21 protein-coding genes are annotated in these 23,446 nt (G+C 69.1%); 9 read left to right on the forward strand and 12 right to left on the reverse strand.

Translation table 11 applies throughout. The features are described 5' to 3' along the window. Window positions 1-87: 87 nt before the first annotated feature. Genes pgl through tkt form a run of 6 tightly spaced genes read right to left on the reverse strand, consistent with a single transcriptional unit; the run spans window position 88 to window position 8,197 of the window. Window positions 88-858 (reverse strand): 6-phosphogluconolactonase, encoded by a 771-nt coding sequence (pgl, locus tag ACWGST_RS13375; protein ID WP_452047162.1) that lies wholly within the window; start codon window positions 856-858, stop codon window positions 88-90. Next, window positions 855-1,814 carry a glucose-6-phosphate dehydrogenase assembly protein OpcA gene (locus ACWGST_RS13380; protein ID WP_452047163.1) on the reverse strand — a complete coding sequence of 320 codons (960 nt, stop codon included), beginning with the start codon at window positions 1,812-1,814 and terminating at the stop codon, window positions 855-857. Before ACWGST_RS13380 ends, pgl begins: the two co-directional genes overlap by 4 nt. After that, a complete protein-coding gene (gene zwf / locus ACWGST_RS13385; protein ID WP_452047164.1) occupies window positions 1,811-3,352 on the reverse strand; it encodes a glucose-6-phosphate dehydrogenase in 1,542 nt (513 codons plus the stop codon). Before zwf ends, ACWGST_RS13380 begins: the two co-directional genes overlap by 4 nt. Window positions 3,353-3,366: 14 nt before the next feature. After that, entirely contained in the window at window positions 3,367-4,971 is a 1,605-nt protein-coding gene (locus tag ACWGST_RS13390) for a glucose-6-phosphate isomerase (protein WP_452047165.1), read from the reverse strand. Beyond that, window positions 4,968-6,077 carry a transaldolase gene (gene tal / locus ACWGST_RS13395; RefSeq protein WP_452047166.1) on the reverse strand — a complete coding sequence of 370 codons (1,110 nt, stop codon included), beginning with the start codon at window positions 6,075-6,077 and terminating at the stop codon, window positions 4,968-4,970. Before tal ends, ACWGST_RS13390 begins: the two co-directional genes overlap by 4 nt. A gap of 26 nt (window positions 6,078-6,103) precedes the next feature. After that, window positions 6,104-8,197, reverse strand: a complete 2,094-nt coding sequence (gene tkt, locus ACWGST_RS13400) for a transketolase (protein ID WP_452047167.1) — start codon at window positions 8,195-8,197, stop codon at window positions 6,104-6,106. Between the two features lie 339 nt (window positions 8,198-8,536). On the opposite strand from tkt, the gene ACWGST_RS13405 reads away from it, so the two are divergent. The 3 genes from ACWGST_RS13405 to ACWGST_RS13415 all read left to right on the forward strand — a co-directional run bounded on the left by ACWGST_RS13405 (window position 8,537) and on the right by ACWGST_RS13415 (window position 10,180). Further along, entirely contained in the window at window positions 8,537-9,457 is a 921-nt protein-coding gene (locus ACWGST_RS13405) for a heme o synthase (RefSeq protein WP_452047168.1), read from the forward strand. A 76-nt stretch (window positions 9,458-9,533) separates the two neighbouring features. Next, window positions 9,534-9,866: a hypothetical protein gene (locus ACWGST_RS13410; RefSeq protein ID WP_452047169.1), complete on the forward strand. Its 333-nt coding sequence runs from the start codon at window positions 9,534-9,536 to the stop codon at window positions 9,864-9,866. Beyond that, window positions 9,863-10,180 (forward strand): endonuclease domain-containing protein, encoded by a 318-nt coding sequence (locus ACWGST_RS13415; protein ID WP_452047170.1) that lies wholly within the window; start codon window positions 9,863-9,865, stop codon window positions 10,178-10,180. Before ACWGST_RS13410 ends, ACWGST_RS13415 begins: the two co-directional genes overlap by 4 nt. 173 nt (window positions 10,181-10,353) lie before the next feature. Here the strand turns inward: ACWGST_RS13415 and ACWGST_RS13420 are convergent, their stop codons facing one another. Then, window positions 10,354-11,289 (reverse strand): COX15/CtaA family protein, encoded by a 936-nt coding sequence (locus ACWGST_RS13420; protein WP_452047171.1) that lies wholly within the window; start codon window positions 11,287-11,289, stop codon window positions 10,354-10,356. A gap of 251 nt (window positions 11,290-11,540) precedes the next feature. On the opposite strand from ACWGST_RS13420, the gene sufB reads away from it, so the two are divergent. Genes sufB through ACWGST_RS13445 form a run of 5 tightly spaced genes read left to right on the forward strand, consistent with a single transcriptional unit; the run spans window position 11,541 to window position 15,649 of the window. Beyond that, window positions 11,541-12,959 (forward strand): Fe-S cluster assembly protein SufB, encoded by a 1,419-nt coding sequence (gene sufB, locus ACWGST_RS13425; protein WP_452047172.1) that lies wholly within the window; start codon window positions 11,541-11,543, stop codon window positions 12,957-12,959. A 29-nt stretch (window positions 12,960-12,988) separates the two neighbouring features. Further along, window positions 12,989-14,143, forward strand: a complete 1,155-nt coding sequence (sufD, locus tag ACWGST_RS13430) for a Fe-S cluster assembly protein SufD (protein WP_452047173.1) — start codon at window positions 12,989-12,991, stop codon at window positions 14,141-14,143. Between the two features lies 1 nt (window position 14,144). Further along, window positions 14,145-14,471, forward strand: a complete 327-nt coding sequence (locus tag ACWGST_RS13435) for a non-heme iron oxygenase ferredoxin subunit (RefSeq protein ID WP_452047174.1) — start codon at window positions 14,145-14,147, stop codon at window positions 14,469-14,471. Between the two features lie 54 nt (window positions 14,472-14,525). After that, the gene (gene sufC / locus ACWGST_RS13440; RefSeq protein ID WP_452047175.1) at window positions 14,526-15,299 is read left to right on the forward strand and encodes a Fe-S cluster assembly ATPase SufC; all 774 of its coding nucleotides are present in this window, start codon (window positions 14,526-14,528) and stop codon (window positions 15,297-15,299) included. A 20-nt stretch (window positions 15,300-15,319) separates the two neighbouring features. Beyond that, a complete protein-coding gene (locus tag ACWGST_RS13445) occupies window positions 15,320-15,649 on the forward strand; it encodes a metal-sulfur cluster assembly factor (RefSeq protein WP_022892040.1) in 330 nt (109 codons plus the stop codon). Window positions 15,650-15,718: 69 nt separating this feature from the next. Here ACWGST_RS13445 and ACWGST_RS13450 read toward each other — a convergent pair whose 3' ends face one another. After that, window positions 15,719-17,773, reverse strand: a complete 2,055-nt coding sequence (locus ACWGST_RS13450; RefSeq protein WP_452047186.1) for a M3 family metallopeptidase — start codon at window positions 17,771-17,773, stop codon at window positions 15,719-15,721. A 53-nt stretch (window positions 17,774-17,826) separates the two neighbouring features. Between ACWGST_RS13450 and ACWGST_RS13455 the strand changes: the two genes are divergently transcribed. Further along, window positions 17,827-18,654: a methyltransferase domain-containing protein gene (locus ACWGST_RS13455; protein ID WP_452047176.1), complete on the forward strand. Its 828-nt coding sequence runs from the start codon at window positions 17,827-17,829 to the stop codon at window positions 18,652-18,654. Between the two features lie 20 nt (window positions 18,655-18,674). Here ACWGST_RS13455 and ACWGST_RS13460 read toward each other — a convergent pair whose 3' ends face one another. The 4 genes from ACWGST_RS13460 to ACWGST_RS13475 form a co-directional block, all read right to left on the reverse strand. Next, a complete protein-coding gene (locus ACWGST_RS13460) occupies window positions 18,675-18,899 on the reverse strand; it encodes a hypothetical protein (RefSeq protein ID WP_452047177.1) in 225 nt (74 codons plus the stop codon). Then, the gene (locus tag ACWGST_RS13465; protein WP_452047178.1) at window positions 18,899-19,345 is read right to left on the reverse strand and encodes an N-acetyltransferase family protein; all 447 of its coding nucleotides are present in this window, start codon (window positions 19,343-19,345) and stop codon (window positions 18,899-18,901) included. Before ACWGST_RS13465 ends, ACWGST_RS13460 begins: the two co-directional genes overlap by 1 nt. A gap of 9 nt (window positions 19,346-19,354) precedes the next feature. Further along, on the reverse strand, window positions 19,355-21,937 hold the full coding sequence (gene valS / locus ACWGST_RS13470) for a valine--tRNA ligase (RefSeq protein ID WP_452047179.1): 2,583 nt from the start codon (window positions 21,935-21,937) through the stop codon (window positions 19,355-19,357). 138 nt (window positions 21,938-22,075) lie between these two features. Continuing rightward, window positions 22,076-23,419, reverse strand: coding sequence for an MFS transporter (locus ACWGST_RS13475; protein WP_452047180.1), 1,344 nt, complete (start codon window positions 23,417-23,419; stop codon window positions 22,076-22,078). Window positions 23,420-23,446: the final 27 nt, after the last annotated feature.

A 23,446-nucleotide genomic window follows, 5' to 3' on the forward strand; every position in this document is an offset into this window, starting at 1 on the left:
GCCCCAAAGACTGACCCGAGGCGGTAAGGCGAGATGGGGGCGGCCGGTCGGCCGCCCCCTTCTCGCGTCTCGACACGCGTCGGCGAGTCAGTCGTCGCGCGCGATGAGCGACTCGGGCACTTCGGATGCCGCGTCGGCGTCGACGAAGAACACCGTGCGGCGGCGGCCCTTGATGCCAGCGACCGGCACCTCGTCGCGGCTCGCGCCGGCGAGCGCGAGACCGAGGGCCGAGGCCTTGTCGGCTCCCGCGAGCACCATCCACACGCGCTGCGAGGTGTTGATCACCGGTCGAGTGAGGCTCAGCCGTTCGGGCGGCGGCTTGGGGGAGTTGCGCACGGGGATCACCGTGCGATCGGTCACCTGGATGCCGGAGCGGTGTGGGAAGAGCGAGGCGATGTGCCCGTCGGGCCCGACGCCGAGGAAGGTGATGTCGAAGATCGGGTGCGGCAGACCGTCGACGCCGTGCGATGCGAGTTCGGCCGCATACACCTCTGCAGCCGCGTCGAGGTCGAGCCCAGAGTCGGCGGCGGGGAACGGGTGCAGGTTCTCGGCCGGGAGTTCGAGAGAGCCGAGGAACGCGACACGCGCCTGCTCGTCGTTGCGCTCGGCATCGCCGGCCGGCAACCAGCGCTCGTCGCCCCACCAGAAGTGCACCCGCGACCAGTCGATCGAGGTGTGCGCCGGCGAGTCGCCGATCGCGGCAAGCACCGCGCCGCCCATCGAGCCGCCGGTCAGCACGACGTGGGCCACCGCCTGCACGTCGAGGATGTCGAGGAGCTTGGTGATGAAGCGCGCGGCGACCGAGCCGGCGAGCGACGCCTTGTCGGGGTGCACGAGCACACGCCGTTCGTTCGTCATGCGAGCACTCCTTCGTCGCCGCCGTCGAGGAGCGCGAGCCCACTCGTGATGACCTCACCGTACAGCTCATCGGGGTCGAGGCGGCGGAGTTCGTCGGCGAGGCAGTCACGCAGGTTTCGGCGCGGAAGCGCCAGGTCGTGGCTCGGCTGGCCGGGCTGGCGCAGCGTCGCGATGCCGGGTACGTCGCGGATCAGTTCGATCGCGCCCCCGGCGCGGTCGAGGCGAACGCCGTGGATGCCGTGGTACCCGGCATCGAGGCTCGCGAGCCGGTACTCGGTCGGGGCATTGAGCTGCAACCGCAGCCATGCGGCGAGCAGGGTGGTCGACGGCGAGTCGATGGCACCGCTGACGTACACCGCGGTGACGGGCTCGTAGGGCGGCTGATCGAGCACGGCGGCCAGTTGCGCGCGCCACAGGGTGAGCCGCGTCCACGCGAAGTCGGCGTCGCCCGGCGTGTAGTTCTCGGCGAGTGCACGCAGCGCCGCCTGCGGGTCGTCCTGCGTCGAGGCATCCGTGATTCTGCGATGCGCGATGCGACCGAGCGGCGAACGTCCCGGCACTTCGGGAGCCGCGCCCGGCCACCACGTGACGACGGGCGCGTCGGGAAGGAGGAGCGCCATGATGAGGCTCTCTTCGTGTCGTGCCGCATCGCCGCAGGCGCGCAGCACGATCACCTCGCTCGCACCGGCGTCGCCGCCGACGCGGATCTCGGCGTCGAGTCGGGCCGGCACGGCCGAGGCCTCGGTGCCGGGCTCGGTCGAGACGACGATCACGCGCATCGGGTGTTCGCGGGAGGCGTCGTTCGCCGCCTCGATCGCCTCTTCCTCTGCGCCGGGCGAGGTCGCGATGACGAGCGTGAGCACGCGGCCGAGGGCGACGACGCCGCCCTCTTCACGGATCTTCACGAGGGTCTTCGAGACCTTGCTGGTCGTCGTGTCGGGCAGATCGACGATCATGGGCGTCTCCAGCTTCGTCCGTCGCGTTCGAGCAGTTCATCGGCGGAGGCCGGGCCCCAGGTGCCGGGGCGGTACTGCTCGGGCTGCCCCTGGGTCGCCCAGAACTCCTCGATCGGGTCGAGGATCTTCCACGAGAGCTCGACCTCTTCCTGACGTGGGAACAGCGGCGGATCGCCGAGCAGCACGTCGAGGATCAGGCGTTCGTAGGCCTCGGGGCTCGCCTCGGTGAAGGCGTGGCCGTAGCCGAAGTCCATCGTGACATCGCGCACCTGCATGCCGGCGCCTGGCACCTTCGAGCCGAAACGGATCGTGACGCCCTCGTCGGGCTGCACGCGGATCACGAGTGCGTTCTGGCCGAGCTGCGAGGTCTGGCTGTCGGCGAAGACCTGCTGCGGTGCGCGCTTGAACACGACCGCGATCTCGGTGACGCGCCGGCCGAGTCGCTTGCCGGCGCGCAGGTAGAACGGCACGCCCGCCCAGCGACGCGTGCCGATCGTAAGCTTCATGGCGGCGTACGTCTCGGTCGTCGACTCGGGGTTCATGCCGTCTTCATCGAGGAACCCGATGACCTTCTCGCCGCCCTGCCAACCGCCCGAGTACTGGCCTCGGGCGGTGCCGTTCGCAAGGTCGTCGGGCAGGCGCACGGCCGCGAGGATCTTCTCCTTCTCGGCGCGCAGGTCGCCGGCCTCGAACGAGATCGGCTCCTCCATCGCCGTCAGGGCGAGCAGTTGCAGCAGGTGGTTCTGGATGACGTCGCGCGCGGCGCCGATGCCGTCGTAGTAGCCGGCACGGCCGCCGACGCCGATGTCTTCGGCCATCGTGATCTGCACGTGGTCGACGTAGTTCGCGTTCCAGATGGGCTCGTAGAGCTGGTTCGCGAACCGCAGCGCCAGGATGTTCTGCACCGTCTCTTTGCCGAGGTAGTGGTCGATGCGGAACACCGCGTCGGGCGGGAACACCGAGGCGACCACTTCGTTCAACTCGCGGGCCGACTTCAGGTCGCTGCCGAAGGGCTTCTCGATGACGACCCGGCGCCACTGGTCGCCGCGCTGCTCGGTCAGGCCCGAGCGCTTCAGCTGCTCGGTGACGAGCGGGAACGACTTCGGCGGGATGGAGAGGTAGAACGCGTGGTTGCCCATCGTGCCGCGCTCGCGATCGAGATCGTCGACGACCTGGCGCAGCCGGTCGAAGGCCGCGTCGTCGTCGAAATCGCCGGGCACGAAGCGGATGCCGCGGGCCAGCTGCTTCCACACATCCTCACGGAACTCGGTGCGCGAGAACTCCTTCACCGAATCGTGCACGACCTTCTCGAAGTCCTGATCCGCCCATTCACGTCGGGCGAAGCCGACGAGCGCGAATCCCGGAGGCAGGAGCCCCCGGTTCGCGAGGTCGTACACCGCCGGCATCAGCTTCTTGCGCGACAGGTCGCCCGTCACGCCGAAGATGATGAGACTCGACGGGCCGGCGATGCGATTGAGCCGGTAGTCCTTGGGGGAGCGGAGCGGATTGTGCTTCGCCGTGATCTCGGCCGGTTCCATCGTTCCTCCGGGTATCAGGCGACGACGTCGAACAACGTCGCCGTGTCGGCCGACGGGTCGGTGAGCGTGAGCGTCAGCACCGGACGACCGAGATCGGCGAGCACGCTCGCGTCACCCGAGGCCTGCGCGGCGATCAGCTGGCCGAAGGTGAACGGTCGATCGGGGATCGCAAGGTCTTCGGCGGGCGTCTGGGTGATCTGCAGGAACGCGCCGACTGCAGGGCCGCCCTTGTGGAACTGCCCGGTCGAGTGCAGGAAGCGCGGACCCCAGCCGAACGTCACCGGTCGCCCGGCCCTGGCCGCGAGCAGCCCGCGGAGTCGCTCGAGCTCGGGGTGCGCGACACGGTCGACGTAGGCCTGGATCGAGAGGTAGCCGTCGGCGGGCAGCTCTTCGAGGAGCACGTCGATCGCCGAGGCGAGATCGCTCGACGCGCCGATGACCTCGGGCGTGCCCCGCACCTCGATGCCCTGCTCGACGAATGCGGCGGGGGTTGGCTCGGGGCGGGCATCGAGCAGGCCGCGAGCGGCGATCTTCGCCGACTCGACGTCGGGCTGGTCGAACGGGTTGATGCCGAGGATGCGGCCGGCGACCGCGGTGGCGTACTCCCACACGAGCAGCTGTGCGCCGAGCGTGCCGGACACGCGGATCTCTCCGGAGTCGTCGCGGCCGAAGATCTCGTCGCCCGCGTCGTCGACGATGCGAACGATCTGCAGGTCGGAGAGGCCTTCGCCGAGCTCGGGTGCATCGACGTCGAGCACGACGGGGAGGAGACCGGTGCCGTTCTTGCCGGTGGACTCGGCGATCAGCTGCTCGGCCCAGTCGGCGAGCCCCACGATGTGGGTGCCGTCGGCGACGATGGCGAGCTTGTCGCGCAGGGGAACGGTCGCAGCGATCGCCGCGCCGAGCACGAGGCCGGGGTTGTCAGGGCTGTCGATGGCGAGTGAGAGTTCGATCGTCTCCGCCTCGTCGAGCACCTCGGCGATGTCGACGCCGGCGAGCCCGGAGGGCACGAGTCCGAACGCGGTGAGCGCCGAGTAGCGGCCGCCCACGTTCGGGTCGGCGTTGAAGACGCGGTAGCCCGCGGCTCGGGCCGACTCGTCGAGCGGCGAGCCGGGGTCGGTCACGACGACGATGCGCGTCGCGGGGTCGATGCCGGCGTCGCGGAACGCCTGCTCGTAGACACGACGCTGGCTGTCGGTCTCGACGGTCGAACCCGACTTCGACGACACGACGAGCGCCGATGTCGCGAGACGGTCGGCCAGAGCGGAGCGAACCTGCCCCGGCTCGGTCGAGTCGAGCACGGTGAGGTCGACATTCGTCGTGCGCGTGATGACCTCGGGAGCGAGCGAAGAGCCGCCCATGCCGGCGAGCACGATGTGGTCGACGCCGGCGGCCTCGAGCTCTTCGCGAAGTGCTTCGATCTCGGCGACGAGCGGGCGGGAGATCGCGACGGCCTCGGTCCAGCCGAGGCGTTTGGCCGACTCGGCCTCGGCCTCGGGACCCCAGAGCGTCGCGTCCTGCACGGTGATGCCGCTCGCCACGAGGTCGGCGACGAGGGTGGGCACGGTCGCGCGCACGGCGTCGGCCGCCGCACCGCTGACCGAGATGCGGAAACTCATCGTGCCCCCTCGAGGGCGCCGCGAACCGTGTCGAGCAGCTCGTTCCACGAGACGATGAACTTGTCGACGCCCTCGGTCTCGAGCAGCAGGGTCACGTCGTCGTAGTCGACGCCGACACCCGCGAGTGCATCGAGCACCTGGCCTGCCGAGGTGTAGGCGCCGGTGACGGTGTCGCCGACGATCTCGCCGTGATCGAAGGTGGCCTCGAGCGTCTTCTCGGGCATCGTGTTCACGACGCCGGGCGCGACGAGCTCGGTCACGTAGAGGGTGTCGGGCAGGGCCGGGTCTTTCACGCCGGTCGACGCCCACAGCGGACGCTGGCGGTTCGCGCCTGCGGCGAGCAGCGCCGCAGCGCGTTCGCCGCCGAACTCCTGCTCGAAGAGCTCGTAGGCGAGGCGGGCGTTCGCGATGCCGGCCTTGCTCTTCAGCGCGAGCGCCTCGTCGGTGCCGATCGCCTCGAGTCGCTTGTCGATCTCGGTGTCGACGCGCGAGACGAAGAACGACGCGACCGAGTGGATCGTCGACAGATCGATGCCGGCGGCCTTCGCCTGCTCGAGGCCCGCGAGGTAGGCCGCGATGACCTCGCGGTAGCGGTCGAGGCTGAAGATCAACGTCACGTTCACGCTGATGCCCGAGCCGATCGACTCGGTGATGGCGTCGAGGCCCTCGACCGTGGCGGGGATCTTGATCATGGCGTTCGGGCGGTCGACCTTGGCCCACAGGGTCTTGGCCTCGGCGATCGTGCCGGCGGTGTCGCGTGCGAGCCCGGGCGCGACCTCGATCGAGACGCGGCCGTCGAACCCGTTCGACCGGTCGTACACGGGGCGGAAGACGTCGGCGGCGTCGCGCACGTCGTCGGTCGTGATCTCGAAGACCGCGGTGTCGACGTCGGCGCCGGCGGCGGCGAGCTCGTGCACCTGCGCGGCGTAGCGCTCGCCCTTGGCCAGGGCGCCGGCGAAGATCGTCGGGTTCGTCGTCACGCCGACGACGTTGCGCTCGGCGATGAGTCGGGCGAGGTCGCCCGAGGCGATGCGTTCGCGCGAGAGGTCGTCGAGCCAGATGCTGACGCCCGCCTCCGACAGTGCTGCAGTGGGGGAGCTGGTCATTGGAGTTTCTCCTCTTCTGGCGCGCGTCAGGCCGACGCGAGCGATTCCTTCGCGGCGGCGACGACGGCCTCGGCCGTGATGCCGAACTCGCGGAACAGGGTCTTGTAGTCGGCGGACGCGCCGAAGTGCTCGATCGACACCGCGCGGCCCCGCGAACCGAGGTAGCGGTGCCACGAGAGCGCGAGCCCGGCCTCGACCGAGACGCGGGCGGTGACGCCCGCGGGCAGCACCTGCTCGCGGTACTCGGCCGGCTGCTCGTCGAACCACTCGAGCGACGGGGCCGAGACGACGCGTGCGCCGATGCCCTCTGCTGCGAGCGTCTCACGAGCGGCGAGGGCGAGCTGCACCTCTGAGCCGGTGGCGATGAGGATCACGTCGGGGGTGCCCGATGCGGCCTCGGCGAGCACGTAGGCGCCCTTCGCCACGTTCGACGCGGCAGCGAGGGTGTCACCGGATGCCTCGGCCGCGCCCCGCTCGAAGACGGGGATGTTCTGCCGAGTGAGGGCGATGCCCGCCGGGGCATCCGTTCGCTTCAGGATCTCGAGCCACGCATGCCCGACCTCGTTCGCATCGGCCGGCCGTACGACCGTGAGGCCGGGGATGGCGCGGAGCGTCGCGAGCTGCTCGATCGGCTGGTGGGTCGGCCCGTCTTCGCCGAGGGCGACCGAGTCGTGGGTCCAGACGAAGATCGACGGCACCTGCATGAGCGCCGCGAGGCGCACGGCGGGCCGCATGTAATCGCTGAAGATGAGGAAGGTGCCGCCGAAGGCGCGCGTCTTGCCGTGCAGCACGATGCCGTTGACGATGGCGCCCATGGCGTGCTCGCGGATGCCGAAGTGCAGCACCCGACCGTAGGGGTTGCCCGAGAACTCGTGCGTCGACCACTCGGTCGGGATGAACGAGGCGGCGCCGTTGATCGTCGTGAGGTTCGACTCGGCGAGGTCTGCAGAGCCGCCCCACAGCTCGGGCAGCACGCCGGCGAGGGCGTTGATGACCTTGCCCGATGCCGCACGGGTCGACACCTCGGTGCCGCCCTCGAAGACGGGCAGCACGGACTCGACGCCTTCGGGCAGTTCGCCCGACTCGAGCCGGTCGAGCAGCGCCTTGCGGTCGGGGTTCGCGGCGGCCCACGCCTCGAAGGCGAGCTGCCACTCGGCGTGCTCGGCGGCACCGCGCTCGATCGCGCCGCGCGTGTGCTCGAGCACCTCTTCGGCCACGACGAAGCTCAGTTCGGGGTCGAAGCCGAGCACCTCTTTCGTCGCGGCGAGCTCGGCCGCACCGAGCGCCGAGCCGTGGATCTTGCCGGAGTTCTGCTTGCCGGGCGAAGGCCAGCCGATGATCGTCTTCAAGATGATGATCGAGGGCTTGGAGGACTCGCCCTTGGCGGCCTCGATCGCGGCGTGGAGTTCGGCGACGTCTTCGACGTACTGGCCCGTCTTCTTCCAGTCGACGGTCTGCACGTGCCATCCGTAGGACTCGTAGCGCTTCGCGACGTCTTCGGTGAAGGCGATGTTCGTGTCGTCTTCGATGGAGATCTGGTTGGAGTCGTAGATGACGACGAGGTTGCCGAGCTGCTGGTGGCCGGCGAGCGAGGACGCCTCGCTCGTGATGCCCTCCTGCAGGTCGCCATCACCGGCGACGACGTAGACGAAGTGGTCGAACGGGCTCGTGCCGGCCGCGGCATCGGGGTCGAAGAGGCCGCGCTCGAAGCGGGAGGCGTAGGCGAAGCCGACGGCCGAGGCGAGTCCCTGGCCGAGCGGGCCGGTCGTGATCTCGACGCCCGCAGTGTGACCGTACTCGGGGTGGCCGGGGGTCTTCGAACCCCACGTGCGCAGCGACTCGAGATCGGAGAGCTCGAGGCCGTCGCCGGCGAGGAAGAGCTGCACGTACTGGGTCAGCGAGGAGTGGCCCGCAGAGAGGATGAAGCGGTCGCGGCCGAGCCAGGCGTGGTCGGACGGATCACGGCGCATGACCTTCTGGAACAGGAGATAGGCGGCGGGCGCGAGGCTCATCGCGGTGCCGGGGTGCCCGTTTCCGACCTTCTCCACGGCATCGGCTGCGAGGATTCGAGCCGTGTCGACCGCCCGATCGTCGATGGGTTCCCACTGCAGAATTGCCACGAGGTGCTGTTCCTTCCGGTCATTGGACGATGCCCGTGAACCGATGGCCCCGAACATCGCTGGAATCGCTTCGACGCGAAGCTGCCCGGCGGTCGACCCGCTGGTCGTCGCCCGGACGGCAGCTCGAATCCGCCCGTCGGGCGCGCACTGCCAAGTATATGGACTCCTCACGTTTCGTGACGGTGACGCCGGGCTCACCGGTGTCGACGACCGAGGTGAGGCTGAAACGGGGCCGAAAGGACCCGGAAACGCGCGGGCCGAGTCGGGCGACACATGATGTCATAGAATCGAGGGAGGGCGTGGCCGCACTCCGCGTGCCCGCGCGCCGGAAGAGGAACGATGCAGGCAGCCGTAGACACCAGCACCACCCGCGCGGCGATGACCGTTCGCCGAAAGCTCTCGGCCTACCTCGCCCTCACCAAACCGCGAGTGATCGAGTTGCTGCTCGTCGTGACCGCGCCGACCATGATCCTCGCCCAGCAGGGCCTGCCGAGCCTGTGGCTCATGATCGCGACCCTCATCGGTGGCGCCATGAGCGCCGGATCGGCGGGGGCGTTCAACTGCTACATCGACCGCGACATCGACCGGGTCATGAAGCGCACGCAGGGGCGACCGCTTGTGACGGGCGAACTGAGCGACCGCGAGGCGCTCGTCTTCGCCTACGGGCTCGGCATCGCCTCGATCGTGTGGCTCGGCGTGTTCACGAACTGGCTCGCCGCAGCGCTCTCGCTCGGCGCGATCCTGCTCTACGTCGTCTTCTACAGCCTCATCTTGAAGCGTCGCACCGCCCAGAACATCGTCTGGGGCGGCGTCGCGGGCTGCATGCCCGTGCTGATCGGCTGGGCTGCGGTCACGGGCGATCTCAGCTGGCCGCCGTTCATCCTCTTCCTCATCATCTTCCTCTGGACGCCGCCGCACTACTGGCCGCTCTCGATGAAGTACAAAGACGACTACGCGGCCGCAGGCGTGCCGATGCTCGCCGTCGTGCGCGGGCGGGCGCAGGTCGGCCTGCAGGTCATCCTCTACGCGTGGGCCACCGTGGCGTGTTCGCTCCTGCTCATCCCGATCGCCGACATGGGTCTCGTGTACTCGACCGTCGCGGTGGTCACCGGCGTCTGGTTCGTCTACGAGACCCACCGGCTGTACAGCCTCGCGATCCGGCACGAGCAGGTCTCGCCGATGCGGGTCTTCCACGGCTCGATCGCGTACCTGTCGCTGCTCTTCCTCGCGGTCGGCATCGATCCGCTGCTGCCGTTCTGACCCGCTGCTGCTCTTCTCACCCCTGCTTCTTCTCACTCCCTGCCGCCCGTTCTCGCGTCGGGCAGATCGTCGGTGGATGCGAACGATCGAGCAGACGATGAGGCTGGCCGGGGGAGTCGCCCGAGCGACGACCCTCCAGGCCGCCGGACACTCCCGGTACCACCTGCGCGCGGCCATCGAACAGGGTCGCGTGCATCGGGTTCGGCGCAATTGGCTGGCACTGCCGGGCGCTGATCCCGAGTTGGTGGCCGCCGCGTCCATGGGTGCGGTGCTCTCGTGCATCACGCAGGCGCGGCGCCTCGGCCTCTGGGTGCTGGAGCATCCGCACCTGCACGTCGCTTGGTCGGCGTCGATGTGCTCGCGCGTCTGCCGCTCGTCGGCCAGGCTCGCACGTTGCTCGCCGCCGTGAACCCGTTCGCCGACTCGGGGCTCGAATCGTTCGTGTTGACCAGGTTGCGATGGCTCGATGTGCGTATCGTGCCGCAGGCGTGGCTCGAGGGGCATCGCGTCGACTTCCTCATCGGCGATCGGCTCGTGTTGCAGATCGACGGCGGTCACCATGTCGATGCGCAGCGCATCGCTGACAACGAGCACGACGCCGAGCTCATGCTGCGTGGCTTTCACGTCATTCGGGTCGGCTACCGACAAGTGGTCGATGATTGGCCCGCTGTACAGATGCTGATCATGCGTGCCGTCGGGCAGGGGCTGCACCGGGTGCGGTGATGGCGTCTTGCCGGAGCCGGCGCGGCATACGCGCCTGCGTTACCGCTCGAGAGTCTGCCGCAACTTCGGAGATCTGCACAGGATCGGCCGGTTTCGCCCGAGGCATCCGATCGGGTGCTGATTCCCGACGCTGTGGCGCCCGAGTGCGCGGGCGAGAGGGGGAGGGTGCGCGGTCAGCGAGCGGATGTCGCGGCGGGCTCACCCTCGCCGGGAGCCGTCTCTCGGGGGGACGTCTCGGTCGACGCCGAAGCCGCGACCGGCCGCTTCATCCGCAGGATGACCACGGTCATGGTGGCCGCGGTCAGCGAGGCGAGCACCATGTGCACGCCGACCGCGACGGGGGGCAGGCCGTTGCGTGCCTGGTAGAGCCCGACGCCGACCTGCACGAGTTCGATGGCCAGCAGGGCGATCGACCAGCGCAGCGTGGGCAGCTTCAGACGCCACGACGCGATGACGAGCACGAGGGTGAGCGCCAGCAGGGTGTAGCCCGGCCAGGCGTGCACGTGCGCGAGCACGCTCGCGTCGACGCCGGTGCGGACGACGTCGTCGTCGCCCGAGTGCGGGCCGGCCGCGGTGGTGAAGACGCCGACCACGACCGTCACCGCGAGCACGACGCTCGTGATGTGCGTGAAGATCATGAACGCCCTGGGCACGGCGACCTCACGCGTGCCGCCGGGTTCGTACATTCGGGCGAGGAACGCCGCCGTGATGCAGACGATGACGACCGAGACCGTGTAGTGGAAGCCGACGAGCGCCGCGGCGAGGTCCTGCCAGACCACGAAGCCGCCGACGAGCGCCTGCACGATCACGAGGGCGAGCACGAGCACGGCGAGCACGAAGAGATCGCGACGCGTGCGGCGGTACCGCCAGACGAAGACGACCACGCCGATCGCGGCGAGCAGCAGGGGGCCGCTGATCGTGCGATTCGCGAACTCGATGACCCCGTGGATCCCGAGTTCGGGCGTGGGGATCAGCGAGCCCGGCACGCAGACCGGCCAGTCGCTGCATCCGAGTCCCGACCCCGTGAGTCGCACGGCACCGCCGGTGGCGATGATGAGCACGTTGAGCACGAATGAAAGCCATGCGAAGGTGCGGAGAGTGCGGGTCACGCGGGTCGTTCCTGATCCGGATCGCGCTGTGACGGCGCTGGGAGTCCTGCCCGGCGTCTGCCGCGACCCTATAGACTTGAGGGGTTGGGAGGCCCGCCGATCGCGCGAGATCGCGCGCAACGGGCCGCACACCATCTTAGGTTGGCAATAGCGCCACCGGGCACATCATCACCCACTCAACGAGCGCCTCGACTCACGAGGGGGATGAGCCGGCCTGATAGCCGGTTGCACGGGAGGAGAAGAGGGAGAGCATGACGGACGTACTGATCGACCGACCGGAACTCGAAGGGCTCGGCACCTACGAGTTCGGCTGGGCCGACTCCGACGCCGCCGGGGCATCCGCCCGACGCGGCATCTCGCCGGAGGTGGTCGCCGACATCTCTGGGCTGAAGCAGGAGCCCGAATGGATGCTCCAGCGCCGCCAGCGCGCGCTGCAGCTCTTCGAGCGCAAGCCCATGCCCACGTGGGGCGCCGACCTGTCGGAGATCGACTTCGACAACATCAAGTACTTCGTGCGCTCGACCGAGAAGCAGGCCCAGACCTGGGAAGACCTGCCCGACGACATCAAGAACACCTACGAGCGGCTCGGCATCCCCGAGGCCGAGCGCCAGCGCCTCGTCGCGGGCGTGGCGGCCCAGTACGAGTCCGAGGTGGTCTACCACCAGATCAACGAAGAGCTCGAGCGCCAGGGCGTCATCTTCATGGACACCGACACTGCGCTCAAGGAGCACCCCGAGTTCTTCGAAGAGTACTTCGGCACCGTCATCCCCGCGGGCGACAACAAGTTCGCCGCGCTCAACACGGCCGTGTGGTCGGGCGGTTCGTTCGTCTACGTGCCGAAGGGCGTGCACGTCGAGATCCCGCTGCAGGCCTACTTCCGCATCAACACCGAGAACATGGGCCAGTTCGAGCGCACGCTGATCATCGCCGACGAGGGCAGCTACGTGCACTACATCGAGGGCTGCACGGCCCCGATCTACAAGAGCGACTCGCTGCACTCGGCCGTCGTCGAGATCATCGTGAAGAAAGACGCCCGCGTCCGCTACACGACGATCCAGAACTGGTCGAACAACGTGTACAACCTCGTGACCAAGCGCGCGACCGCCGCCGAAGGCGCCACCATGGAGTGGGTCGACGGCAACATCGGCTCGAAGGTCACGATGAAGTACCCGTCGATCTTCCTCATGGGCGAGCACGCCAAGGGCGAGACCCTCTCGGTCGCCTTCGCGGGCCCGGGTCAGCACCAGGACGCCGGCGCGAAGATGATCCACATGGCTCCGTACACGCAGTCGTCGATCGTCTCGAAGTCGATCGCGCGCGGCGGCGGCCGAGCCGGCTACCGCGGCGAGGTGCGCATCGACGCGAACGCGCACCACTCGGCGAACAGCGTCGTCTGCGACGCGCTGCTCGTCGATACGATCTCCCGTTCCGATACCTACCCGGCGATCGACATCCGCGTCGACGACGTGAAGCTCGGCCACGAGGCGACGGTCTCCAAGGTCAGCGAAGAGCAGCTCTTCTACCTCATGAGCCGTGGCATCGACGAGACCGAGGCCATGTCGATGATCGTGCGCGGCTTCATCGAGCCGATCGCGCGCGAGCTCCCCATGGAATACGCGATGGAACTCAACAAGCTCATCGAAATGGGCATGGAAGGATCGGTGGGCTAGTAGTGACCGCCCAGATGACCAGCACAGCCATGCCTACCGCGCAGCAACACGGCCTCGTCGCGCACTCCGACGGCGCCTTCGTGCCCGTGCAGACGCGCTCCGAGCGATTCCGTTCAGTGAACGTCGACGACTTCGCGCCCGTCAACGGCCGCGAGCACGAGTGGAAGCTCTCCCCGGTGGCCGCATTCGCCGACCTCACCAGCGGTGAGCTCGACGGGTCGCGCCTGCCGATCGAGACGACGGATGCCCCGGGCATCACCTTCTCGTACATCCCGCGTGACGACGCCCGCATCGGCACGGCGGGCACGCCCGAAGAGCGCGCGAGCGCCAACGCGTGGTCGAACTTCGGCGAGGCACTCCTCGTCTCGGTCGCCGGCGAAGACGAGAAGACCGTCGTCGTGACCCGCACGGGCCTCGGTGACACGCCGCGCGCGGCGCACACCGTGATCGAGGCCGCGCCGAACAGCCGCGCACTCATCGTGCTCGAGGGCACGGGTGCCGCGCGCCTCAGCGAGAACGTCGAGATCCTCGTCGGCGAAGGGGCATCCCTCACCGTCGTCTCGCTGCAGGAGTGGGACGACGAGGCCGTGCACCTGTCGAGCCAGTTCGCCCGACTCGGCCGCGACTCGTTCCTGAAGCACATCGTCGTCTCGCTCGGCGGCAAGGTCGTACGGGTGAACCCCTCGACCCACCTCGCCGAGCAGGGCGCCGACATCGAGGCTCTCGGCCTCTACTTCGCCGACGCCGGCCAGCACCTCGAGCAACAGGTCTACGTGCACCACGATGCGCCGCACACCAAGAGCCGTGTCACCTACAAGGGTGCGCTGCAGGGCGCCGGTGCACGCACGGTGTGGGTGGGCGACGTGCTCATCGGCAACGCCGCGACCGGCACCGACAGCTACGAGCAGAACCGCAACCTCGTGCTCACCGACGGCACCCGCGCCGACTCCGTGCCGAACCTCGAGATCGAGACCGGTGACATCGAGGGTGCCGGGCACGCGAGTGCCACGGGTCGTTTCGACGACGAGCAGTTGTTCTACCTCATGGCGCGCGGCATCAGCGAAGACGAGGCGCGACGCCTCGTCGTGCGCGGGTTCCTCACCGACATCGTGCAGAAGATCGGCTCGGCCGACCTCGAGTCCCGCCTCACGTCGGCGATCGAGGCTGAACTGGAGGGTCGCTGACATGGCATCCGTGCGTGTGTGCGCCGTCGACGACCTCGCGGTCAACCAGGCATCGCGCTTCGTGCTCGAGGGCAAGCCGATCGCGGTCGTGAAAGACGCGGCGGGCGAGGTCTTCGCCATCGGCGACACCTGCACCCACGGCGACATCTCGCTCTCTGAGGGTTTCGTCGAGGGCGACACGCTCGAGTGCTGGGCGCACGGCTCCATGTTCTCCCTCAAGACGGGCAAGCCCTTGACGCTGCCCGCGTACGAGCCCGTCCCGGTCTACCAGGTCGTGCTCGAAGACGGCGGCGTCCACATCGACCCCGCGGTCACCCTGACCGTCTGACCCAACCTCCTCCGGCCCGGAACGGCCGGCAACCGAAAGAGACCACCAACGAACATGTCAGTTCTCGAGATCAAGAACCTCCACGTCAACGTCGAGACCGACCAGGGCACCCGCGAGATCCTCCGCGGCGTCGACCTCGTCATCAACGAGGGCGAGATCCACGCGATCATGGGCCCCAACGGCTCGGGCAAGTCGACCCTCGCGTACACGATCGCGGGCCACCCCAAGTACCAGGTCGTCGAGGGCGAGATCCTCCTCGACGGCGAGAACGTGCTCGAGATGTCGGTCGACGAACGCGCGCGCGTCGGCCTGTTCCTCGCGATGCAGTACCCCGTCGAGATCCCCGGCGTGACCGTCACCAACTTCCTCCGCACCGCCAAGACGGCGATCGACGGCGAGGCGCCCTCGATCCGCGGCTGGATCAAGGATGTCCGCACGTCGATGTCGAACCTGAAGATGGATTCGGACTTCGCCGAGCGCAACGTCAACGAGGGCTTCTCGGGCGGCGAGAAGAAGCGCAACGAGATCCTCCAGCTCGAGCTGCTGAAGCCGAAGTTCGCCGTGCTCGACGAGACCGACTCGGGTCTCGACGTCGACGCGCTGAAGATCGTCTCCGAGGGCGTCAACCGTGCGCACTCGAAGACGGGCCTCGGCATCCTGCTCATCACGCACTACACGCGGATCCTCCGCTACATCAAGCCCGACTTCGTACACGTCTTCGTCGCGGGCAGGATCGCCGAGCAGGGCGGCGCCGAGCTGGCCGACCGTCTCGAAGAAGAGGGCTACGACCGCTACCAGGTCGCGGAGTCCGCGGCCGTGGCCGAGTAGCGCGAGGGTAGACTCGAGCCATGGTCACCTCACTCGCGCCCGAGCGCTACGACGAGGTCGAAGAAGCGCTCAAAGACGTCATGGACCCCGAGCTCGGGGTCAACATCGTCGACCTCGGTCTCATCTACGACCTCGGTTGGGACGACGAGAACGACGCGCTGGTCATCCACATGACGCTCACGAGCGCCGGATGCCCCCTCACCGACGTCATCGAGGAGCAGACCGCCGAGGCGCTCGACGGCACCGTCGACGCGTTCCGCATCAATTGGGTGTGGATGCCGCCGTGGGGCCCCGAGCGCATCACCGACGACGGCCGCGACATGATGCGCGCCCTCGGTTTCGCGATCTGAGTTTCCAAGATCTGAGCGATCTCGACGAAGGATGCCTCGTGCAGCACGCTGCACGAGGCATCCGCCGTCTCAGGCGAGCCCGCGCCGCCGCAGCAGCGGCTCGATCGACGGCTCGCGGCCCAGCAGGCGACGGATCGATTCGCGTGGATCGCGTGAACCGCCCGGGGCGAGGATCTCGGCTCGGTAGCGTTCGCCGTTCGCCCGCGTGGCGCCGCCGTTCGCCTCGAACCACTCCATGATGTCGGCGCCCGGCACCTCGCTCCAGACGTACGAGTAGTAGCCGGCGTCGTAGCCGCCCGCGAAGACATGCGCGAAGTAGGTGCTCGAGTAGCGGGGCGGCACGAGCGGGTCGTCGAGGCCGACGGCCGCGAGGGCGCGGTGCTCGAACTCTGCGACGTCTTCGGTGTCGCCGACGGCGGCGGCCTCGGCGGGGGAGAGCCGGTGCCAGGCCTGGTCGAGGACGGCCGCGGCGAGGTACTCGGTGGTCGAGAAGCCCTCGTTGAAGGTGCGCGACGCCAGCAGGCGATCGACGAGCGGCTGCGGCATCCGCTCGCCCGTCTCGTGGTGCACGGCGTACTCGCCGAGCACCTCGGGCCGCAGCACCCACAGTTCGTTGACCTGGCTCGGCAGCTCGACGAAGTCGCGGTAGACGTTCGTGCCCGCCATCGACGGGTGCACGACGGCGGAGAGCAGGCCGTGCAGCGCGTGCCCGAACTCGTGGAAGAGGGTCTCGGTCTCGTCGAGCGTGAGCAGGGTCGGTTCGCCGGCCGCGGGCCGGGCGACGTTCAGGTTGTTGACGACGACGGGAAGGGTGCCCTCGAGCGTCGACTGTGCGACGAGTTCGCTCATCCATGCTCCGCCGCGCTTCGAGTCGCGCGTGTACAGGTCGAGCAGGTAGAGGCCGACCGGCGTGCCGTCCTCCTCCGACACCTCGAACACGCGCGTCTCGGGGTGGTAGCCGACGAGATCGGTGCGCTCGGTGATCGCCAACCCGTAGAGCAGCTCGGCAGCACGGAAGACACCGTGGGCCAGCACCCGATCGAACTCCAGGTACGGTCGCATTTCGGCGAGGTCGATCGCGTACCGTTCACGTCGCACGGCTTCACTGAGCAGGGCCCAGTCGGATGCCTCGGGCGCGCGCTTCCCGGTCGCCGCGGCCAGCTCGGCGAGTGCGTCCGCCTCGCGGCGGGCGTTCGCTGTGGCCGCGGGCACGAGCCGCTCGAGCAGTTCGGCCACGGCCTCGGGCGAGCCGGCCGTCTCGTCGATCGTGACCGCCGCGGCGTGGTCGTCGAAGCCGAGCAGCCGGGCGCGGTCGGCGCGCAGTCGAACGAGTTCGAGTAGGCTCGCCCGGGTGTCGTGCGCGCCGCCGCGGCATCCGCGCGACCGTGACGCACTGAGCAGCCGGTCGCGCACGTCGTCGCGCTCGAGTGCGGCGAGGGCCGGTTGCCCGGTCGGGAGCACGAGGGTGATGAGCCAGCCGTCGAGGCCGCGGGCGAGCGCGGCTTCGCGCGCGGCCGAACGTCGCCCCTCGTCGAGCCCTGCGAGCTCGTGGAGGTCGGTGAGGTGGAGGGCCGATTCGTTCGTGTCGGCGAGCAGTCGCTGCTGGAACTCGGTCGTGAGCTCGGCGATGTGGGTGTTCATCGCGGTCAGTTCGGCCCGCCGGCCCTCGTCGAGTGCAGCACCCGCGAGCGTCGCGGTGCGGTGGTAGCGGTCGAGCAGCTCGATCGACTCGCCGTCGAGCGCGAGCGAGTCGCGGGCGGCCTGCAAGTGCTCGAGCCTCGCGAAGAGACGCGGGTCGAGCCGGATGGCATCGCGATGGGCGGCGAGCAGGGGCGCGAACTCGACCTCGAGCGCGTCGATCGCGGCGTCGCTGTCGGCCGCACTCGCGTTCTCGAAGACGGGCAGCACCCGGCGCAGCAGCTCGCCCGAGCGCTCGAGAGCGACGACCGTGTTCGAGAAGGTCGGCGCCGAGGCATCCGCCGCAATGGATTCGACCGCGCGCCGCTGCTCGCTCATGCCGATCTCGATGGCCTCGCGGTAGTGCTCCGGCCGGATGAGGGCGAACAGCGGCAGCCGGTAGGGCAGCGGGCTCGGCTCGAGGAACGGATTGGAGTGGTCGCGCATCTGACCACCGTAGTTCGCTGTCATGCGTGCGGGCATGAGCATAGGCTTCGAACATGAGCAGCGATCGTCCCGAACACGGAGTCAGAGACGCCTACACGCACGGCCATCACGCCAGTGTGCTGCGCACGCATTCGTGGCGTACGGTCGAGAACTCCGCCGCCTACCTCGCGCCGCACCTGCACGAAGGGGCACGCATCCTCGATGTCGGCAGCGGGCCAGGCACCATCACGATCGACCTGGCCCGCCGCGTGCGGCCCGGCACCGTCGTCGGCATCGACGCGTCGGCCGAGGTGGTCGGCGCCGCGACGGGGTTGGCGGCGAGCGAGGGCGTCGCGAACGTCGAGTTCGTCGTCGGCGACGCCTATGCGCTCGACTTCGACGACGACAGCTTCGACATCGTGCACGCCCATCAGGTGCTGCAGCATCTCGCCCGGCCCGTCGATGCGCTGCGCGAGTTCCGCCGGGTCGTGAGGCCGGGCGGCATCGTCGCGGCGCGCGATGTCGACTACGGCGGAGTGATCTGGAACCCGGTCTCGCCGGGCCTCACGCGCTGGCTCGAGCTCTATCGCTCGGTGCACGAGTGGAACGGCGGCGAACCCGACGCCGGGCGGCACCTCAAGAGCTGGGCGCGCGAGGCGGGGTTCATCGACATCGCTGCGAGCGGCACGACCTGGGTCTTCTCGACCGAGCTCGAACGCGAGTGGTGGGGCGGCGCCTGGGCCGAGCGCTCGACCGAGTCGCAGTTCGCCGCGCACGCGATCGAGTCGGGGCACGCGGACGTCGGCGAGTTGCGGCGCGTCGCCGAGGCCTGGCGGGCCTGGGCGGCCGACGACGACGGCTGGCTGCTCATGCCGCACGGCGAGATCATCGCGCGAGCGTAGGCCGCAGCGCCGTGGGTGCCTTACCAGTCCTCGTCGGCATCGTGCGCGTCGACGATGGTGTCGCGCACGACCGTGCCGTCGTCGAGCTCGGCGATCGGCCGGCCCTCGAGCCAGGTGAGGGTCCAGTGGCGGTTCGTGCCGTCGCCGACGAACGCGGCCTCGGCGGCGGCGACCCGCTCGCGCATCTCGGGCGGCACGCTGACCGGCGGCACCTCGCCGAACGCCCAACGCGTGCCGAGACGCATCAGGCGCTCATCTCGTAGGTGATCCAGCTCGTGCGCGTCGCGAGTTGGTCGTACACGTGCTGGGCCGGCTCGTTGTCTGCCGCGGTGATCCAGCTCACGCCGCCTTGGCCGATCTCGGCGGCCCGCGCGTGCACGAACTCGATGAGCGATCGCCCGATGCCCGAGCCCCGTGCGCTCTCGTCGACGTAGAGGTCGTCGAGGTACATGCCCCGCGTCGCCGTCAGCGAGTTCGGCACGGCCCGGTAGTGGGCGAGCCCGACGGGCCGACCCTCGTCGTCGACGGCGAGGGCGGCCTGCAACGGCTCCGCGTCATCGCGGATCCAGTTCCAGACGATGAGCGCCTTGGCGTCGTCGAGTTCGGTGTCGTAGAAACGGCAGTACGCCTCGAACAGCGGCAGCCACCCGAAGAAGTCGTCGTCACCGACCGGACGGATCTCGTAGTTCATGGTTCCCCCTCATTCCGACGGCGCCTCGAAGACGACGTCGCGGACTTCGAACGACTCGGCCTCGACGAAGCCGAGCTCGGCGATGCGCCCCACCGCACGCAGATCTGATGCGACCGACTCGAGCAGCGCGATCGTCACCGCGGGTGCGGCGATCACGGCACTCGTGACCGGCGTCTTCTGCGACGCCTTCGCGTCGGTCTTCGCCCGGCGGATGCCGGTGAGCGCGAGGCCCGCGAGCTCGAGCAGCTCGACGCCGGCTTCGCCGCGGGCCGCGAGCTCGTCGACGTTCGGCCACGATGCAACGTGCACCGAGCCGTCGTGCGACCAGCGCCACGCCTCTTCGGTCGCGAACGGGATGACCGGCGCGAACAGGCGCAGCAGCACGTCGAGCGCGGTCTTCAGCGCCGCGACGGCCGAGGCCTGCTCGGGGCTCGGCTCGCCGTACGCGCGCTCTTTCACGAGCTCGAGGTAGTCGTCGCAGAACGTCCAGAAGAACGTCTCGGCGAGCTCGAGCGCGCGCGCGTGGTCGTAGGCCTCGAGCGAACGGGTCGCGCGTTCGACGACGTTCGCGAGCTCGGCCAGCATGCTGCGATCGACGGGCACCGACACCGGGGCATCCGCTCGGCCGTCGAAGCCGAGGATGAATTTCGCGGCGTTCAGCACCTTGATGGCGAGTCGGCGGCCGATCTTGACCTGCGTCGGGTTCTGCGGGTCGAAGGCCGCGTCGGTGCCGAGGCGCGAGGAGGCCGCCCAGTAGCGCACCGCGTCGGAACCGTGCTGGTCGAGAAGACCGGCCGGCGTCACGACGTTGCCCTTCGACTTCGACATCTTCTTGCGGTCGGGGTCGACGATGAAGCCCGAGATCGAGGCGTTCGCCCACGGCGCGACACCGTGCTCGAGCTCGGCGCGGAGCGTGGTCGAGAAGAGCCAGGTGCGGATGATGTCTTGACCCTGCGGGCGCAGCGAGTACGGGAAGACGAGGTCGAAGAGCTCGGGGTCGCGCTCCCAGCCGCCCGCGAGCTGCGGGGTCAGCGACGAGGTCGCCCAGGTGTCCATGACGTCGTGCTCGCCGATGAAGCCGCCGGCGACGCCCCGCTGCGACTCCTCGAAGCCCGGTGCCGCCGCGGAGGACGGGTCGACCGGCAGCATCTCGCGGGTCGCGACGATCGGCTCGTCGAACTTCGGGTCGCCGGCGGAGTCGAGCGGGTACCAGACGGGGATCGGCACGCCGAAGAAGCGCTGGCGCGAGACGAGCCAGTCGCCAGACAGGCCGCCCACCCAGTTCTCGTAGCGGACGCGCATGAAGTCGGGGTGCCAGTCGATCTCCCGGCCGTGCGAGAGCAGTCGCTCGCGGAGCGCCTCGTCGCGGGCTCCGTTGCGGATGTACCACTGGCGGGTCGAGACGATCTCGAGCGGCTTGTCGCCCTTCTCGAAGAACTTGACGGGGTGCGTGATCGACTTCGGGTCGGCGAGCAGGTCGCCCGAGTCGCGGAGCTGCTGCACCACGGCCTGCTTGGCCGAGAAGGTGGTCTTGCCGACGAGCTCGGCGAATGCCGCCTTGCCGGCCTCGGAGGTGATGGCGTCGGGGGCCTCGGCGATGACGCGGCCGTCGAAGCCGATGATCGCGCGGTTCGGCAGATCGAGTTCGCGCCACCACACGACGTCGGTGATGTCGCCGAACGTGCAGATCATGGCGATGCCCGTGCCCTTGTCTTTCTGGGCGAGGTGGTGGGCCACGACGGGCACCTCGACGCCGAACACGGGCGAGGTGACGGTCGTGCCGAAGAGCGGCTGGTAGCGCTCGTCGTCGGGGTGGGCGACGAGGGCAACGCACGCGGGGATGAGCTCGGGCCGGCTCGTCTCGATCTCGACGATGCCGCCGTCGGGGCGGTGGAACGAAATACGGTGGTAGTGGCCGGGCTGTTCGCGGTCTTCGAGCTCGGCCTGTGCGACCGCGGTGCGGAACGTGACGTCCCAGAGGGTCGGCGCGAGCGCCTGGTACGCCTCGCCGCGCTCGACGTTGCGCACGAAGGCGAGCTGCGAGGCGAAGAGCGACTCGTCGCCGATCGTGCGGTACGTCTGGGTCCAGTCGACCGAGAGGCCGAGCTGGCGCCAGAGCGCCTCGAACTGCTGCTCGTCTTCGACGGTCAGCCGCTCGCACAGCTCGATGAAGTTGCGGCGGCTGATCGGCACCTGGTCGGCGGCCTTCGTCGACTTGCCGTCGCCGCCCTCGAACGGCGGCGCGAAGCCCTCGATGTAGGCGAGGGTCGGGTCGCAGCGCACGCCGTAGTAGTTCTGCACGCGGCGCTCGGTGGGCAGGCCGTTGTCGTCCCAGCCCATCGGGTAGAAGACGCTCTTGCCGCGCATGCGCTGGAATCGCGCGACGACGTCGGTGTGCGTATACGAGAAGACGTGCCCGATGTGCAGCGAACCCGAGGCGGTCGGCGGCGGGGTGTCGATCGAGTAGATGCGCTCGCGCGTCGCCGACGTGCGGTCGAACCGGTACGTTCCCTCGCGCTCCCACGCGCCGCCCCAAACCGATTCGAGGCCTTCGAGAGCGGGCTTGTCGGGAATGCGCGCGGTGTCGGTCATGATGCTCCGGTTCGATATCGGCGGCACCGTGTCGGTGGTGAGGTGCCTGAATGTGCGACGATCCAGCCTACCGGAGGCGAAGACGAACGCCGCGGCATCCGCACTTCGAGGGGGCCGGATGCCGCGGCGCGACGCCGATCAGACGGTGACGGGCTCGGGCGTGGCGTCGTCGAATTCGCCGACCTCGGGGGCCTTGCGCATTCGAGCTGCCGCGTAGGCGGCGATGAGCGTCAGCACCGAGAGCAGGGCGAGCACGATGCCCGGGTGCCACCACGCGTAGTCGCTCGCCTCGCCGATCACGATCGTGAGGAGCGGGATGAATCCGCCGACGGTTGCGGCGATCGCATACGAGACCGAGAGCGCCGAGTAGCGGAAGTGATCGGGGAAGAGGTCGTTCATGAGCCCGCCGAGCGCGGCCCACGACATCGTGGGCAGGATGCCGCCGATGATCATGGTGCCGACGAGGATCGGGAACGTCGCGAACTGCAGCAGGAAGTACATCGGGAACGTGATGAGGAGGGTGCCGAGCGCACCCCAGGCCACGACCCGTGCCGAACCGATGCGCGTCGCCCAGGCGCCGAACAGCGGGATCGTGACGAGCTGGAGGAGGCCGCCGACCGTGGTCGCGATCAGCAGATCCTGGAAGCTGAACCCGAGTTGCTCGGCGCCGTAGTTGATCGTGTACGTGTTCATGAGCGAGTAGGAGCCGATGCCGAGGAGGGCGGCGCCGATCGCGACGAGGATCGCGACGGGGCGGCGTGCGAACATCGTGAAGAACGGCACGCGGTCGCGGCGGCCTTCGGCGACGACCTCGCGGAACACCGGGGTCTCGTCGATCGACCAGCGCAGGTACAGCGAGACGAGCAGCAACGGGAAGGCGAGCAGGAACGGGATGCGCCAGCCCCACGCTGCGAGCTCTTCGGCGGGGAGCGCGACCGTCATGACGATGAACAGCACGGCCGAGAGGATCGAGCCGACGGGGGAGCCGAGCTGGGGGATCGCAGCATAGAAGGCGCGCTTGACCGGCCCCGAGTGCTCGGTCGCGAGCAGGATCGAGCCGCCCCACTCGCCGCCGAGCGAGAGCCCTTGCACGACGCGCAGCAGCACGAGCAGGATGGCACCGAGCCATCCGGCCTGTGCGTAGGTGGGCAGGAGGCCGATGAGGCCCGTCGCGACGCCCATGATGCCGACCGTCCAGAGCAGGGTCGTGCGACGGCCGAGTCGGTCGCCCATGTGACCGAACAGCGCGGCGCCGAGCGGGCGCACGACGAACGCCACGGCGATGGTCGAGAAGCCCGCGAGCGTACCGCCGAACTCGCCCAGCGGATCGAAGAACAGCGGGCCGATGAAGTATGCCGAGAAGTAGGCGAACACGTAGAAGTCGAACGACTCGAGCGAGGTGCCGATCATCGACGCCCAGGCCACACGACGGGCAGGGCTGGCGGTGCGGGCCGGTTCGCCGGCGGGGGTGGTGGAGGTCACAGTGAGTCCTTGGGATGGCGCCGGGGG

Source organism: Agromyces sp. NPDC055520 (genome assembly GCF_053619715.1).

Excerpts from the sequence above, each read along its gene's own strand:
- ACWGST_RS13450 (WP_452047186.1), bottom strand. The coding sequence starts at position 17,773 with ATGCGCGACCACTCCAATCCGTTCCTCGAGCCGAGCCCGCTGCCCTAC.
- sufC (WP_452047175.1), top strand. The coding sequence starts at position 14,526 with ATGTCAGTTCTCGAGATCAAGAACCTCCACGTCAACGTCGAGACCGAC.
- ACWGST_RS13405 (WP_452047168.1), top strand. The coding sequence starts at position 8,537 with ATGCAGGCAGCCGTAGACACCAGCACCACCCGCGCGGCGATGACCGTT.
- ACWGST_RS13435 (WP_452047174.1), top strand. The coding sequence starts at position 14,145 with ATGGCATCCGTGCGTGTGTGCGCCGTCGACGACCTCGCGGTCAACCAG.
- ACWGST_RS13465 (WP_452047178.1), bottom strand. The coding sequence starts at position 19,345 with ATGAACTACGAGATCCGTCCGGTCGGTGACGACGACTTCTTCGGGTGG.
- ACWGST_RS13380 (WP_452047163.1), bottom strand. The coding sequence starts at position 1,814 with ATGATCGTCGATCTGCCCGACACGACGACCAGCAAGGTCTCGAAGACC.
- ACWGST_RS13460 (WP_452047177.1), bottom strand. The coding sequence starts at position 18,899 with ATGCGTCTCGGCACGCGTTGGGCGTTCGGCGAGGTGCCGCCGGTCAGC.
- sufD (WP_452047173.1), top strand. The coding sequence starts at position 12,989 with ATGCCTACCGCGCAGCAACACGGCCTCGTCGCGCACTCCGACGGCGCC.
- tal (WP_452047166.1), bottom strand. The coding sequence starts at position 6,077 with ATGACCAGCTCCCCCACTGCAGCACTGTCGGAGGCGGGCGTCAGCATC.
- ACWGST_RS13455 (WP_452047176.1), top strand. The coding sequence starts at position 17,827 with ATGAGCAGCGATCGTCCCGAACACGGAGTCAGAGACGCCTACACGCAC.
- valS (WP_452047179.1), bottom strand. The coding sequence starts at position 21,937 with ATGACCGACACCGCGCGCATTCCCGACAAGCCCGCTCTCGAAGGCCTC.
- zwf (WP_452047164.1), bottom strand. The coding sequence starts at position 3,352 with ATGGAACCGGCCGAGATCACGGCGAAGCACAATCCGCTCCGCTCCCCC.
- ACWGST_RS13410 (WP_452047169.1), top strand. The coding sequence starts at position 9,534 with ATGCGAACGATCGAGCAGACGATGAGGCTGGCCGGGGGAGTCGCCCGA.
- sufB (WP_452047172.1), top strand. The coding sequence starts at position 11,541 with ATGACGGACGTACTGATCGACCGACCGGAACTCGAAGGGCTCGGCACC.
- ACWGST_RS13390 (WP_452047165.1), bottom strand. The coding sequence starts at position 4,971 with ATGAGTTTCCGCATCTCGGTCAGCGGTGCGGCGGCCGACGCCGTGCGC.
- ACWGST_RS13445 (WP_022892040.1), top strand. The coding sequence starts at position 15,320 with ATGGTCACCTCACTCGCGCCCGAGCGCTACGACGAGGTCGAAGAAGCG.
- pgl (WP_452047162.1), bottom strand. The coding sequence starts at position 858 with ATGACGAACGAACGGCGTGTGCTCGTGCACCCCGACAAGGCGTCGCTC.